This is a genomic window from Alphaproteobacteria bacterium (assembly GCA_016124955.1).
GTDB lineage: Bacteria > Pseudomonadota > Alphaproteobacteria > UBA9219 > RFNS01 > RI-461.
The window spans coordinates 187,493-202,606 of sequence record WGMR01000005.1; the positions used below are offsets into that span (position 1 = coordinate 187,493).

Annotated in this window: 10 protein-coding genes; 4 read left to right on the forward strand and 6 right to left on the reverse strand. The window is 60.9% G+C overall.

The features are described from left to right. Positions 1-35: 35 nt before the first annotated feature. Positions 36-3,824 (forward strand): OmpA family protein, encoded by a 3,789-nt coding sequence (locus tag GC131_04045; GenBank protein MBI1273240.1) that lies wholly within the window; start codon positions 36-38, stop codon positions 3,822-3,824. Positions 3,825-3,842: 18 nt separating this feature from the next. Here the strand turns inward: GC131_04045 and GC131_04050 are convergent, their stop codons facing one another. From GC131_04050 to plsY, 5 genes are all read right to left on the reverse strand, one after another. Then, positions 3,843-4,364 (reverse strand): GNAT family N-acetyltransferase, encoded by a 522-nt coding sequence (locus GC131_04050; protein MBI1273241.1) that lies wholly within the window; start codon positions 4,362-4,364, stop codon positions 3,843-3,845. Positions 4,365-4,452: 88 nt separating this feature from the next. Then, complete coding sequence (locus GC131_04055; protein MBI1273242.1) at positions 4,453-5,718, reverse strand: hypothetical protein; 1,266 nt, start codon at positions 5,716-5,718, stop codon at positions 4,453-4,455. A gap of 181 nt (positions 5,719-5,899) precedes the next feature. Further along, complete coding sequence (topA, locus tag GC131_04060) at positions 5,900-8,605, reverse strand: type I DNA topoisomerase (GenBank protein MBI1273243.1); 2,706 nt, start codon at positions 8,603-8,605, stop codon at positions 5,900-5,902. Between the two features lie 17 nt (positions 8,606-8,622). Further along, entirely contained in the window at positions 8,623-9,735 is a 1,113-nt protein-coding gene (gene dprA / locus GC131_04065) for a DNA-protecting protein DprA (GenBank protein MBI1273244.1), read from the reverse strand. Further along, on the reverse strand, positions 9,732-10,358 hold the full coding sequence (plsY, locus tag GC131_04070) for a glycerol-3-phosphate 1-O-acyltransferase PlsY (protein MBI1273245.1): 627 nt from the start codon (positions 10,356-10,358) through the stop codon (positions 9,732-9,734). Before plsY ends, dprA begins: the two co-directional genes overlap by 4 nt. A gap of 170 nt (positions 10,359-10,528) precedes the next feature. Here plsY and GC131_04075 point away from each other — a divergent pair, with 170 nt between their 5' ends. From GC131_04075 to GC131_04085, 3 genes are read left to right on the forward strand one after another with little or no spacing between them, the layout of a single operon-like run. Continuing rightward, the gene (locus GC131_04075; GenBank protein ID MBI1273246.1) at positions 10,529-11,530 is read left to right on the forward strand and encodes an RluA family pseudouridine synthase; all 1,002 of its coding nucleotides are present in this window, start codon (positions 10,529-10,531) and stop codon (positions 11,528-11,530) included. 1 nt (position 11,531) lies between these two features. Next, complete coding sequence (locus GC131_04080) at positions 11,532-13,490, forward strand: AsmA family protein (GenBank protein ID MBI1273247.1); 1,959 nt, start codon at positions 11,532-11,534, stop codon at positions 13,488-13,490. Then, on the forward strand, positions 13,490-14,203 hold the full coding sequence (locus GC131_04085) for an ATPase (GenBank protein ID MBI1273248.1): 714 nt from the start codon (positions 13,490-13,492) through the stop codon (positions 14,201-14,203). The genes GC131_04080 and GC131_04085 overlap by 1 nt, the downstream gene beginning before the upstream one ends. A gap of 72 nt (positions 14,204-14,275) precedes the next feature. On the opposite strand, the gene GC131_04090 is transcribed toward GC131_04085, so the two are convergent. Next, positions 14,276-15,100 carry a VacJ family lipoprotein gene (locus GC131_04090; GenBank protein MBI1273249.1) on the reverse strand — a complete coding sequence of 275 codons (825 nt, stop codon included), beginning with the start codon at positions 15,098-15,100 and terminating at the stop codon, positions 14,276-14,278. Positions 15,101-15,114 lie beyond the last annotated feature (14 nt).

The window sequence follows — 15,114 nt, forward strand, 5'->3', positions numbered from 1 at the left end:
GTAAGCTATTGATTCCCGGACTTCTGGTAAGGTTCATGCCGCTTCGTCCCGCCGTTTTTGCAAAGATTGCCCGCAGCCTGCTTGTCGCAGCTGCGGCGACCCTGTTTTTGGGTTTTGCCGCCGATGCGCAGGCGAAAGAAATCGTGATCGGCGATGCGGGCGTGACCGCCAAGCAGGAAGATTATTTGCCGTCACCCACAGCTACGGCCCCCGCGCCCACCCGCTCCGCTTCGGAAGGTTGGCCATGGAATGTTCCCATCAAGCAAGAAGATTGGGGCATTGGCGCGAAGGCGCGCGAAAAGTTCGAAGAAACCCAGCCCAAGCATCGCTACTACCCTTATGTGAAACAGGAAGCGCCGGAAGGCACCGGTACGCTGCGCCCGCCGGTCATGAGCGGCGGTCATGATGCGCCCGCGGATCAGCAGATATCGCAGGGCCTGCGCGATACGCTGCAGGATGCCGGCGCATCGACCGTGCGGCCGCTTTTCGCTCCCTCCGCCGCGCCGACCGAATTGAAAGCTTTTGACGAAACCGGCAAATGCGTCGAGCAACGCGTGACATGGATCAAGCGCTGCGCCGAAATCGGCTACCCTTCCACCTTTACGGGGCAGGTGCGCGGCGAAACTCGTGTCATTTGCCCGGAAGGGACGCTGAAAGATTCATGGCTCAGCAACAGCTGCAACCCGCCGGGCATGATGGAAGAGGCGGGCGCGCAGCCTGCCGCCACGCCCGATGCACCTGCGCCGGCGAGCACGATAACAGACGCCGCCACGGGGGATGTGTTGCCGCTTGCGGTGCTGCCGCAGAATACGCAAAACCGTCAGGCGCAACCGATGATGCCCTATGCGGCGGAAGCGGCCGGGCAGATGACGGGACTGGCCGATGGCCAGTGCGGCTTCGCCAATAATTCCGTCACCAACGCCGCGCCGATCGAGGGTTTGTGCAATAGCGGCGCGCCGGGTGCCGTTACGGGCGAAGGCCCGTGGCGCTGGAGTTGCGGCGGGACCAACGGCGGAATGGCCGTCAATTGTGCCGCACTGCCGCCCGGCAGCACGCCTGCGGTTGCGGCCAGCGGCGGCACGGATGGCGTTTGCGGCCCGGCCCACAATGCAGGCGCCATCACAGCGCCTTCCACAAATCTTTGCGCGGCGGGCGAAGCAAGCGAAGTCAACGGCAAAGGTCCGTGGTTCTGGGCTTGTTCCGGTATCAATGGCGGCAAGCCGATGGCGTGCCAGGCCGTTGTCAGGGTCGATGGTGCTTGCGGTGCCGCGGATGCGGTAGGCTCGAAGGATCGCCCGGCTGATGGGCTGTGTCTGCGCGGCGCGCCTGGCCCCGTAACCGGTACCGGGCCCTGGTCATGGACCTGCGCGGGCGAATATGGCGGTACAGCCGCGCAATGCAGCGCGAACGTAAGCGTGGATGCCGTTTGTGGCTCTGCGGCCGACCGCGGCGCGACCCTGCTGCCGATTTCCGATCTTTGCCGCGAGGGCCAGGCCAGCGAAGTAAAAGGTACCGGCCCCTGGACCTGGGTTTGCAGCGGCTTCAATGGCGGCAAGCCGGCGCAATGCCGCACACTGGTGAGCATTGACGGCATTTGCGGCGCTGCCAACGGCAAGCCGGCAAACATGAAACCCGCAAGCGGTCTTTGCGCAGGCGGCGATGCATCAAGCGTTGCCGGTAATGGCCCGTGGGAATGGAACTGCACAGGTATGAACGGCGGCATGAATGTCAGCTGTATCGCGCCGTATGTTGAACCCGCCCCGGCTGTGCAGGAACCGTTGCTTGAAGAACCGCCGGCGCAGGATACGGAAATATTCGAACCGCTGATGCCGCAGGAAAGCATGCCCGAACGCGTGCCCGAATTTATCGCGCCCGGTGAACCTGCCGCATCTGAGCCGCATGCGCTGAATACCCCGCCGGAAATGTCGGCGAACGAACCCGCGCTTGCGCCGGAAGCGCCCGTGCATGAGGAAATGCCCGTGATGGCGCAAAGCCATGATGAACCCTTGCCCGCTTTGCCCGAAGCGCCGGAAGAAGTGCCCGCGGCGGCGAAAACAACGGTTAGCGAAGCAGCGCCCGCCCCGGAGCCCGCCGACACTTATTATAGCGAAGCGGACGAGCTGAACGCGCGTGCCCGTCGCGCCTATGATGCCGGTAAGCAGCCGGGCTTTATCGAAGCCTATGAAGAACCTGCGCCAAAGACCGCGGCCGCCGAAGCCAGCGAACCGGCTGTCGCGGAAATGACAGTTGCGCCAGTACAGCAAGACGTTGCCGTTCCGCCCGCGCCAGAACCCGTTACGGCCATGCAGGAAAGCCCGGAACCGGCCGCCATGCCCGTCGCGCCGGTTGCCGAAGAACCCGCGCCCGTGCCGCCGCCGGTTGTTGCGGCTGCTCCCGTGGTTGCAGGCGGCACCTGTGGCAGCGCGACGGAGAAAGCCCGCATTACCGAACCCAAGAAAGATTTGTGCGCCGAAGGCACCGCCGGCTATGTGGAAGGCGATGGCCCGTGGCACTGGACCTGTACCAATGATGCAACCGGCGGTGTCACCAACTGCGTAGCGCCTGTGCCGGTGCTGGCCTATTGCGGCGCTGCCGCTGAAAAGCCTGCGGGCATTGAGCCGGTGAAGGATCTGTGCGCGCAGGGTACTCCGCGCGACATGGAAGGCAATGGCCCGTGGACCTGGGCATGCGATGGGGGTGCGGGCGGCATGTCGGTCACCTGTTCCGCGGAATTTGATGCAGCGTTGCAGCCCACCGAAGCGATGGCGCATGCACAATCCGCGCCCGTCGCCCCCGTATCGGAAGGTGAATTCCTGCCCCCGACCATGCCCGCCAGGCTTGCCGTCAACGGCCAGTGCGGCAAGGCCGCCGGGGTCGCCACCAAGCAGGCCCCGCAAACCGATTTGTGTGATGCGGGTGGCGCCAGCAGCGTTGTGGGCGAAGGTCCATGGAACTGGGTATGTGAAGGTACCGATGGCGGCGAACCCACGCCTTGCACCGCACCGCTGGCCGAAGCGGTGGTCGCACGCAACGAACCTAAGGCTGGCGCGGGTGCCGTGAATGGCTTGTGCGGCAAGGCACATGGCATCGCCCATGCGGCTGCGCCTTCCGGCGATCTGTGCGCTTATGGCAACCCGACGTCTGTCGATGGTGACGGGCCGTGGGGCTGGACCTGCGAAGGTATTGATGGCGGCAGCGCCGTTGGTTGCGTGGCGTTGCGCAGCGGCGGCAGCGGCGAAAGCCTCGTGACGCCGACCCTGGGCCAGCCCGCGCCCGAAGCCATGCCCGCGACCGACCTTACAACCCCCAAGCTGGCCGAAGCGGAAACCGCCAGCCTGCCGCCCCTGCCGCCGGCCCCGGCCCCCGATATGCCGGTTGCACCCGTGACAACCAACAACATCGCCCCCGGGGTCAGCAACTATGCCCCGGCCGAACCGATCCGCAGCCTTGCACAGCCCGAACCGGCGATCCGCAGCGGCGTGGTCGCGCCCCGCGGCGCGCCCATAAGGATCGATGCGGATCTTTCAAGCATCGCGTTTGAAGGCAGGTCGGATGAGCTGACCGAAGAAGGCATCGTGACCGCCGCCAAGGTCGCCCGGTTGCTCGTGAACAACCCTGGCAGCCGCATTCAGGTGACGGCCTATGCCGCCAACAATAACGATGTATCGACGCGTGAAGCCCGCCGCATCTCGCTGGCGCGCGCGCTTGCGGTCCGCAATACACTGATCGGGCAGGGCGTCGATAGCAGCCGCATCGACGTCAGGGCGATGGGCGCGAACGTGCCGTCGGGCGAACCGGACCGCGTCGATCTCACCTCAAACTGATTATTTCTAAGCGGGCTTTTAGGGCTGGATATCTTTTGTCAGTCTGGCGCAGGGCACCTTTTGCCCCGTATAAAGCGCATGCATGGTGTCGGTGACGAACTCGTATCCGTTTTGCTCGAAAAAAGGAATGGCGTTCAGCGGGCTGGTGACCCAGCATCGATGCAGGCTCAGGTTGCGGGCCTTGTCTTCAAGCGCGATCAAAAGATGCGAGCCAAGCCCGCGCCGTTCGTGCCCGGGCATGATATAGAGACCGAAGATATCGGCGATGCGCTTTTCTTCCTCGATATGAAAGCAACCGTAACCGGCGAGCTTATGCTCGAATTCGATCACGATACGGGTCTCGCCGTGCGGGTTGGCCCTGAATTCGTTCAGCGCGGCGGTGTCCAGCTTGCCGCTCCAGCCTTCAAGGATATCCTTGTCATAGACGCCGCCCGCAATTTGGTGGACCGCAAGATAGCGCAAGGCGAACATCGCTTCGATGTCATCATCGCGGTGGGCGCGGACAATAAGCCCGGTTCGGGTGGCTTGTTGCATGCTCATGCCCCTATTATGCCTCAAGAATCGTGCAAATAAAAACGGCGCCGACTATAAAGGCGGCGCCGTTTAAATCATTATATAGTGTCAGCGCTTAGCGGACATACACATGAACTTCGGGGGACTGCGCCGAAGCCGCTTGCGTGTTCGCGACAGCGATACGGGTCGAAGACAGGCCAAGCTGCATCAACGAACGCTTGATCGTTTCCGCGTTACGCTGGGCTACTTCGGATGCCCGGGCCAGATCGGATGAATCGCCGCTGCTCGGTGTAACCGCAACGATCGTGAAATCAGCGTTGGGGCGACGGTCGAGCGTGGTGCTCACGGCCTGCGCCAGCTGCTGTTCGTATTGCACGACCGGCTTGTTGAAGCGAACCAGCACCAAAAGCTTGCCTGCGCTGGGGGCCACGGCGGCATCAGGTGAGGGCAGAGCTGCCATTGCGCGGGGCGAGGTCGGCTCGGCCGCGCCGATGATGCCAAAGCCGGATGTGGATGCGTTCTGATCGAGCGACATCACAGGAGCCGTGTTGACCAGCACAGGGCGGTTTCCGACGCCGCCGCCAAGCAGTTCGCCGCGGTTGACCGCGAGCGCAAGCGCCTGGAGGTTGGAACGTTCGGTGGTCAGATAGGCGGTCTGGCGTTGCACGTCGTCCGTCACCTGGTTGCGCAGATAATCAACCTGAACGATCAGACGGCTGATTTCGTCGCGCAGCAGCGCGAGCTGGTCGTGATCTTCATCAATGGCGCCCGAAAGGTGGAACGCGGCCTGGATGGATTCAAGCAGGAAGGCGGAAAGCGATGCATCGCTCGCGATTGCTGTTGAAAGTGAATTGAGGCGGGTGAGCGATTGCGTCACTTCGTTCAAAGCCGCGTCCGCTTCATCCCACTGACGCAGCAGGATGGGGTTGCCGCGCGTGGTGCCGTGCTGCAGACGGGCGGTGATTGCCGCTACCGTGCTGTGATACTGGACCGCGCCGGCCGCGCCGTTAGAGCGCGACTGCATGAATTCACCGGCATTGTTGTTAACGGAAGCGCGCAGACGAAGCACTTCGTCGCGCAGTTCGACCGCACGTTGGCCGACAGCCGTGCCGCTTGAGGGGCCGAAATTCGCGAGCGCATCATCGCCGCCTGCCATGGCCGAGGCAACCAGCCCGCCATCCGGCGCGGGCGCGTTATCGACAACCGACATCGCCATCGGGTCCATCATCGCGTCATTGCCATCGGGCATCGCCATGGTGGCTACGGGTGATGTGGTGGCGTTGTTCGGCAGATTCAGGGAGCGTGTCTGGGCGAACGCGGGGGTCTGAAAAGCAATGCTGCAAGCGGTGATCGCGAGCATAAAGCGCCAATTGTTGTGCATCTTACTGGATCCTCGTGGTTCGCCGTAGCGGATAGGTCGGTCACTTACTGTTTAGAGGGCTTGAGCCCGGAAGCCAAGCCGTTCCTGTGCGATATGAGTCGCGAAGGATACTATCTGCTAAGTAGCCATAAAACAAGACGAATTGGCAACTGTAAGGGGTCTGACCGTGGCGGATTTGCCACTATTCCTTGGCGGCCTTCGTCTTCTTGGGCTTGCCCACAGCCTTGGTTTTGGCTGGCTTTTTGGGTTTCTCGCCACCATCGCCGCCTGCGTTCTTGGCGGCCTTTGCGGCAAGGATTTCAAGGGCCTGTTCGAGGGTCAGGCTGTCCGGATCATAGGCCTTGGTGATGGTGGCCATCATCTTGCCGTGCTTCACATACGGCCCGTACCGGCCGGTATGCTGGGTAACGGCCTTGCTGTCGCCCGGGTGGTTGCCAAGATTTTTGGCCGGGCTGGACTGGCGCTGGTTGCCGCCCTTGCTCGGTTCGGCCAGCAGCACGACGGCGCGGTTAAGCCCGACTTCAAGCACGCTATCGTCAGCCGGCAGGCTTTTGTAGCGCGAACCCATTTTCAGATATGGGCCGAACCTGCCGACGCCGGCGAGAATCATTTCGCCATCTTCCGGATGCTTGCCGATCTCGCGCGGCAGCCCGAGCAGCTTGAGCGCGGTCTGCAGATCGACCATGTTCGGGTCCATATCCTTGAGCAGCGAAACGCGCTTCGGTTTCGGGCCGGTATCGGCTTTTTTCTTTTTCTTCTTTTTCTTCTTGCCGTCTTCGGGTTCCTCGGTTTTTTCCAAGACCGGTTCAGGCGCGACCACGGTTTTTTCGGGGCCAAGCTGTACATACGGGCCATAGGGGCCGACGCGCACGGAAACCGGCAGCTTGGTGGCCGGGTCCTGGCCCAGCTCCTTCGGACCTTCGAGATGCGGCTTGCCGTTTTCGCCCGACTCTATGACCGCGAGCGGCCGTGTGTTCTTGCAGGTGGGGTAATTGGAGCAACCGATAAAGGCGCCGAACTTGCCAAGCTTCAAGCCGAGCCGGCCGTTGCCGCAGGCCGTGCAGAGGCGGGGGTTGGAGCCGTCTTCCTGCACCGGGAAGAAATGCGGGCCGAGCGCTTCATCGAGCACATCAAGCACATCCGAAACCTTCAGATCCTTGGTGCCGTCGATCGCGGCGGAAAAACCGGTCCAGAAATCGTTCAGGACCTGCTTCCAATCGACATTGCCGGCGGAGATATCATCAAGCTTTTCTTCAAGGTCGGCGGTGAAATCATATTCCACATAATGGCCGAAAAAGTTTTCAAGGAACGCGGTGACGATGCGGCCGCGGTCTTCGGGCGTGAAGCGGCGCTTATCGAGCACGACATAGTTGCGATCTTGCAGGACCTGCATAATGCTGGCGTAGGTTGAAGGCCTTCCGATGCCCAGTTCTTCCAGTTTTTTCACGAGGCTGGCTTCGGTGTAGCGCGGCGGCGGCTGGGTGAAATGCTGGTCGGGCTTGACCTCGTTGCGATCGAGCTTTTCACCTTCCTTCATCGCGGGCAGGCGGGTGGATTTGCTTTCTTCGGAATCTTCCGTCGGATCTTCCTCTTCCACTTCCTGATATACGCGTTGATAACCGTCGAACACCATGACGGAACCGTTGGCGCGGAAAGTAGCCTTGCCGCCGTCGCCCTGAATATCGATCGCGACCTGATCGAGTACGGCGGGCGTCATCTGGCAGGCCGCCGTGCGCTGCCATATAAGCGTGTAGAGCCGCAGCTGGTCGCTATCCAGATATTGCGCGACGTCGTCGGGCTTGCGGTTAATATCGGTGGGGCGGATCGCCTCATGCGCTTCCTGCGCGTTCTTGGCCTTGTTCTTGTAGATGCGTGCCTCATCCGGCAGGTATTTGTCGCCATAGTCGCGACCGATCATCTCGCGGATTGCGATGACGGCCTCGCCCGAAAGATCGACGCCGTCGGTACGCATATAGGTAATAAGGCCAACCGCCTCGCCGCCGATCTCGGCGCCTTCATAAAGGTTTTGCGCGGTGCGCATGGTGCGTGTGGCGCTGAAGCCCAGCTTGCGCGAAGCTTCCTGTTGCAGCGTGGATGTGGTGAAGGGCGGTGCCGGGTTGCGGCGTGCCTGCTTGCGCTCGATCGTGCCGACATCAAAGCTCAGCGTGTTGATCAACGCGACGGCGGCGGCAGCATCGGATTCCGTCTTGAGTGCGAACTTATCGAGCTTCTGGCCCTTCAGCTGTGTCAGGCGGGCGGGGAAGGTCTGGCCGCCGCCGGTCTTGAAGATGGCTTCGATGGTCCAGAATTCCTGCGCCTTGAATTTTTCAATTTCGGACTCGCGTTGGCAAATAAGGCGCAGCGCGACCGACTGCACGCGACCGGCCGAGCGCGAGCCCGGAAGCTTGCGCCACAGAACCGGCGAAAGCCGGAAGCCGACAAGGTAATCGAGCGCGCGCCGCGCCATATAGGCGTCGATCAAGGGCTGATCGAGCCGGCGCGGGTTCGCCATGGCATCTTTTACGGCTTGCTTGGTGATTTCGTTGAAGGTGACGCGGTGGACCTGTTTGCCGTCCAGCACGCCTTTGTCTTTCAGGACTTCAAGCACGTGCCATGCAATGGCTTCGCCCTCGCGGTCCGGATCGGTCGCGAGGAAGACTTCTTGCGCTTGCTTGGTGCTGCTGGTGATTTCGTTGATCGCGCGGCTGGCGCGGTCGCCGATGGCCCAATCCATCGCGAAACTTTCGTCCGGGCGGACGGAACCGTCTTTGGGGGGCAAATCGCGGACATGGCCGAAGGAGGCGATGACCTTATAGTCACTTCCCAAATACTTATTGATTGTTTTCGCCTTGGCCGGCGATTCGACGACGACGAGTTTTGTTGCCACGCGTTTAACTCAGCTTCCTATGCAACCAGCATAACCTTGTTTCCGGGCAGGCGCTGGGCCCGCCCCGCCAGCTCAAGTTCCAGCAGGGCAGTCAGCACCAAAGGCGGCGACAAATGGCACTGCCTGATCAATTCGTCAACTGCCACTGGCGAAGGGCTAAGGTTTTCAATAAGTTGGTCGCGTATTCTTAAGAGTTCATCTTCATCAAGCGGCGCAGGCGGCGGCACAAATGTTTCCTGTTCGGGTTCCGCGACCCTTATATCTTTCGGCAGGTTTGCAAGGATATCCTGCACGCTTTCGACCAGCGTCGCGCCCTGCTTGATCAGGTTGTTGGTGCCCTGACAACGCGGATCGAGCGGCGAGCCGGGAACGGCATAAACTTCCCGTCCCTGTTCGAGCGCGCGGTTGGCGGTAATAAGCGAGCCGGATTTTATCGCCGCTTCAATTACCACGACCCCGAGGCTGAGGCCTGAAATAATCCGGTTCCGGCGCGGGAAGTGCTGTGCGCGCGGTTCGCTGCCCAGCGGCATTTCCGCGACGATGCAGCCGGTTTCCATGATCCGCTGATACAGCGCGCGGTTTTCTTCGGGGTAAATATTGTCGATGCCCCCCGCCAGCACGGCGGCGGTGCCGGTGGACAGGCTGCCGTTATGCGCGGCAGTATCGATGCCGCGCGCCATACCGGAAACAACGGTGACGTTCGCGGCGCCCAGTTCTTGCGCCAGCATCTCCGCCATTTTCTTGCCGTTGATCGAAGCGTTGCGTGCGCCGACGATGGCGATGCATGTTTTTGCAATGCAATCGGCGTTGCCGCGAATGGAAATGAGCGGCGGCGCATCTTCCAGCGCGGAAAGCGGCGCCGGGTAATCGGGCTCGCAGCAGGCAATCAGCCGTGCGCCGAATTTTTCGTGCCGGGCGATTTCATCTTCCGCTTCGGCTGGCGATGGCAGCTTCAGCGCACGGGTGCGGCCGCCTTGGGCGGCAAGCCGTGGTATGTTTTCAAGCACGGCACCAATGCTTCGATAGCGCCCGAGCAGCGTGTGGAAGGTTATGGGGCCGATATTGTCTGTACGGCTGAGGCGCAGCCAATCGCGCCGCTCAGTATCCGACAAGATGTGGCGTGCAGTCATGCCTTTTTTCTTCCGGCAGACGATGGGTTGATGCGCGGCTCGATCCCCGCGAGCAGGCGTTGGATGTTACCCCAGTGACGCATCCAGACGAACGCGCCGACAATAATGGTCAGCATAACAACATCCAGCGAAGCGAAGAATAGCGCGGCCAACGGCGATACGATCATGGCCGCGAGCGCGGCGAGCGAGGAATAGCGCATCAGCAATGCCATCAGCAGCCATGCCGCGATCGCGATCAGGCCGACGGGCCAGCTTGCCGCCAGAAATATGCCGATGGCGGTGGCGACGCCCTTGCCGCCGTTGAATTTAAGCCATACCGGAAATATATGCCCGACCAGCGCCGCGAGGCCCGCGACAGGGGCAAGCCACGGCATGATCAGCGCGCCGACCCCGACCGCGAGCGCGCCTTTTGCTCCATCGAGCAGCAAGGTTGCCGCGGCAAGGCCCTTTTTGCCGGTGCGCAGGACGTTGGTCGCGCCGATATTGCCTGAACCGATGCTGCGGATATCGGGCAGGCCGCTGAATTTTGTCAGCAACAGGCCGAAGGGAATGCTGCCAAGCAGGTATCCTATCGCGGCCGCGGTGGCGATGGCGATGATGTGATCGAGCGTAAGATCGGTCATGATGCGCGCAAGGGGCGACGCTCCGATAAGGAATCGCTTTTAAGGACGGATGCTGATATCTGTTTGACCAGTTTCATCGGCGGCGGACTATAACCTTGAAATCGGCACGTGACAAATCAGCGGCGCGAAATCCTATAAAGGAAAAACCTTTAAAGGATAAATCTTCCGGCGTGTCGGGCGCAAAGGTCGGCAGTGCGACCGTAAAACCGGACGAAGCCAATACCCGGCTCGATCGCTGGTTCGGGCGGCATTACCCCGCGATAAAGCACGGCCAGCTCGAAAAGCTTTTGCGCACGGGGCAAGTGCGGGTTGAGGGCAAGCGCGCGAAGGCGGCGCAGCGGCTCGAAGCGGGGCAACAGATACGCATTCCCCCCATCGGCGCAGCGCCTTCAGCCGGCGCAAACGGCAAGGGCGGCAAACCGGCGGGCGATAACGCCAAGATGCTCGCAAAACTCCGTTCCTGGATTTTGTTCGAAGATAAAGATGTGCTGGCCATCAACAAGCCCGCCGGGCTTGCAGTGCAAGGCGGGCCGGGGCTGACCGAACATCTTGACGATATGCTTGAATGCATGCGCACCCGCGAAGATGGCAAGCCAAAGCTTGTTCACCGGCTCGACCGCGAGACCAGCGGCGTTCTATTGCTCGCGAAGAATGCTTTTTCGGCAAGCAAGCTGACGGCGGCGTTCCGTTACCGCGAAACCAGCAAGCTTTATTGGGCGCTGACCATCGGCGTGCCGGACCCGCCCGCCGGCAAAATATCCGCGCCGCTGATTCGTGAAGGCGAGCGCATGGTCGTGAGCGAAAGCGAAGACGCGCAATCAGCCAAGACGCTCTATAAGGTTGTTGAAGCGGTCGGCAAAAAGGCAGCTTTTGTTGCGCTTTCTCCGTTAAGCGGCCGCACGCACCAATTGCGCGTGCATATGGCCTATGCCGGTACGCCGGTTGCGGGGGATAAATTTTATGGCGGCCCGGTACCTGAGGATTTACTTGAACTTGGGTTAGCCAAGCGCTTGCATTTGCACGCAAGAAGGTTAATCATACCGCATCCTCGCCGGGGTTTCATTGACGTTATTGCGCCACTTTTGCCTGATATGCAAAAAAGCTGGCGCGCGCTGAATTTCGGCACGGACGCTGATGACCTGTTTACGGACGTAAAAACAAGGAGGGAATGACATGGCTGATGAAGGCAAGCCGAACAGTGGCAAGGCTGTCAGACGGATAGGCGCTGTCATAGCTGCGGTCATCTTCATCCCCATCATAGTTATCGGCATCCTTATTGCCACGTTCGACGCCAACAAATTCAGGGGCGAAATTGCCGAAGTGCTGTCCGGCCAGCTTGGCCGTACCGTCACCCTCAACGGCAATATGAGCCTGAGCTTCAGTTCGGGCGGGGCCGTGCTTGTGATCGACAATGTCGAGGTCGCCAACCCGGATTGGGCCAGCCGTCCGATCATGGCCAAGATCGGCCATCTTGAACTCGCGGTCGCGCTCGCGCCGCTGCTCAGCCATAACCTTCAAATCGACCGCTTTACGCTTAGCGCCGCGGATGTCGAGCTTGAAACCAGCAAGACCGGCAAGGGCAATTGGGAATTCAAACCGAAAAAAACCGCAGCAGCCAGCGAAACGGACGCCGAAGATGACGGCGGGGAACAGAGCGTCAGGCTTTCCGTCGATAAAGCGAAGGTCCATGATACGCGGCTCGCTTTCCGTGACGGCAAGACCGGCAAGGTAACGGAAGTGAAGCTTGCCAACCTTGAACTCGCTATCGGCGACGAAACCCAGATTGATGCCGCCGGCGCGTTCGGCGAACAAGATTTTAAGGTCAGCCTTGCGGGCGGCGCGTTTGACGATCTGATTGCCGACAAGGAATGGGCGTTTGAAGGCCGTGCAGCTTTTGCCGGCAACACTGTTGAAGGTTCGGGCAAGCTGCGCCAGAAGGGCAAGATCGTCGATTTGTCCCCCGTGACGCTTGGCACGCCGATGGGCAAGCTGGCGGGTGCCTTGAACATCAACAGCACCGGCGCGCGCCCGAAAATCAAAGGCGAGCTTTCATCCGAAAAGCTGGTGGCCGCTACCAAGACCGAAGGTGTAATCGCGGGCGCGGTTGAAGGCGTGGTCAATGCCGCCGTTCCAAAGCGCATGTTCAGCGAAGACAAGATCGATCTTACCGGTTTGCGCGCGGCGGACGCGAATATCGAGCTTTCGATCGACGCATTTGAAACCCCGGCGGCAACAATCGAACATATCGTAACGGTCGTGAGCCTCGATAACGGCAAGCTTTCGATGATGCCGGTCGGGTTCAGCCTTGCGGGTAACCCGCTGCGTGCGCGGGTCAGCGTCAATGCCGCGCCAGACGTGCCGCAGGTTTCCATGATCCTGCAGGGCGAAAAAATCGACAGCAACAGCCTGCTGGCGCTATGGGACCTCGATAAGGTTGTGGTCGGGCCGACGAACATCGACATCGATGTCAACGGCGCGGGCGATAGCCTGCATGCCATAGCCGCTTCGCTCGATGGGCAGGCTTCGCTGGAAGTCGGCAAGGGTGAAATACCGGCCAGCGGCATGAAGGAAATGGCCGGCGGGCTTATGAACATCCTGCTGCCGGGCGCGGAAGGCGTCACGGATGCGAGCCTTACCTGCATCAGCAGCAAGTTCACGATCAAGAACGGTATCGCGACCGCCAAGGGGCTGCTGGCTGATACCAACCTTGTGACCATCGCGGGTGCGGGCGGCGTGAACCTTGGTGAAGAAACGATCGACATGCTGCTCAAGCCGCTGCCGAAGCAGAAAACGCTGCTTGATGCCGCGGTCCCGCTGCGCGTGACCGGCAAGCTGAACAAGCCCGGCTTCAACCTCGATGCCAGCGGCGTGGCGCAAACGGCAGCCAGCAGGCTGCTTGGCGTGCAGCTGCCGCAAAGCGGCCTTAAGGTTCCTGTGGTGGACAGCAGCAAGGTAACCGCGGGCAACCCGTGCACGCTTGCGCTTGCCAACCCGGTTTATGCCGAACAGGAACAAAAGCCCGGCGTGCTGACGCCGAAGATCGAGGAAGCCAAGCAGGCGATCGAGGATAAAACCAAGGGCGTCGTCGATATGCTGGGCAAGGATCTGGGCGCCAAGCTGTTCGGGAATTGATGAAGCCCGCCAAGCGTTTCTGGAAAAAGGTTGCGGTAGCAGAAGGTGAGGGCGGCGGGTTTGCCATCCTGCTTGATGGCAAGCCGCTCAAGACCCCTGCGGGCCGTGTGTATGCCGTGCCCTTTGCGGCGCTGGCGGAGGCCGTGGCGGCCGAATGGGACGCCGTGGAGCAGGTTATCGAACCCCATAACATGCCGCTGACCCAGCTTTGCGCAACGGCGCAGGATATTGTGCCCGGGCAGCGTGCGCAGATCATCGAACAATTAACGGCCTATGCGGGCGCCGACCTGCTTTGCTACAGGGCCTTGGAACCGACGGATCTGGCTGAGCGGCAGAATGCGCGGTGGCAGCCATTGCTGGATTGGGCGGCGGCACGGTTCGGCGCCACATTGCAAACCACGCAGGGCATTGGTCACATCAAGCAGGATAAAAACACTATCAAGGTGTTAGGCGATGAAGTTAAGCGGCTGGATGATATCGGGCTAGCAGCCTTACAACTTGGCGTGAGCGTCAGCGGTTCGTTGATAACCGGGCTGGCGTTGCTTGAGCGGCATATATCGGCCGATGCTGCCTTTGCCGTCGCCGAGATGGATGCAAGCTATCAGATAGAAAAATGGGGGCTGGACCCGGAAGCCGCAAAGCGGCGCGAAACGGTTCTGGCCGATTTGAAGGCAGTAGAGCGGCTGGCGGCAACGTTGCCCGCCCGGCGCTAAGGTTCTTTCCAGTAAATAAAAAAGGGGCGGCATTTTCATGCCGCCCCTTTTGCAGTTGATTTGCGCCCGGCGCTATTCGCTGCCCAGCGGAGTTGTCATCGGTTCGTAATCATATTCTTCGTACTGCATCGACATCGGCTGAGCCTTGATGCCGAGCTGCTTGTTGCGATACTGGCGGTACACGCTGCGCATCTGCGCGTAGAAGTCGAGCGAGCCTTCCTTCAGGCTGTCGAGCGCTTCGATGTTCTTTTCGCGCTTGACGACGCCGCTGCCGGCAAAACTGCTGTAGTTGAAGATATCTTCGGTGGTGTCGGTGCCGAACTTGGCGATATAGCCCCACGGCGACATCACCATATCCACGCCCTTGCCGATGCCGTCGCGTATGTTCGACGGGCCGAGCAGGGGCAGCACGATATAGGCGCCTTCACCGAAGCCCCAGACATGCAGGGTCTGGCCGAAATCGCCTTCCTGACGATCGAGGCCGACTTCGTCGCTGACATCAAACATGCCGCCGACGCCAGCCACCGTGTTTACAAGGAAACGACCGGCCGTGGTGCCCGCGCTGGACACTTCGCCTTGCATCATGTTGTTGGCGAAGATCACCGGCTCTTCCATGTTGCTGACGATGCCTGCAACGCGGTTGCGGATAAATTCAGGGAAGACGAAACGGTAAGCTTGTGCGATCGGGCGGAACAGAATGCGATCGAGGAAATCATTGACCTCGAAGATACCGCGGTTCATCGGTTCGAGCGGATCGTTGGTGCGCTCGTACTCCGCGCGCTGCGCCGGATCTTCGGGAACGGAAGCGCAAGCGCCAAGCGTTACGCACAAAAGCGCAATCGCAAACGATCGGATGGCCAGACCACGGTATTTCATCGGAGAACCTCTGAGCAGCATTAGGCGGGTAACCG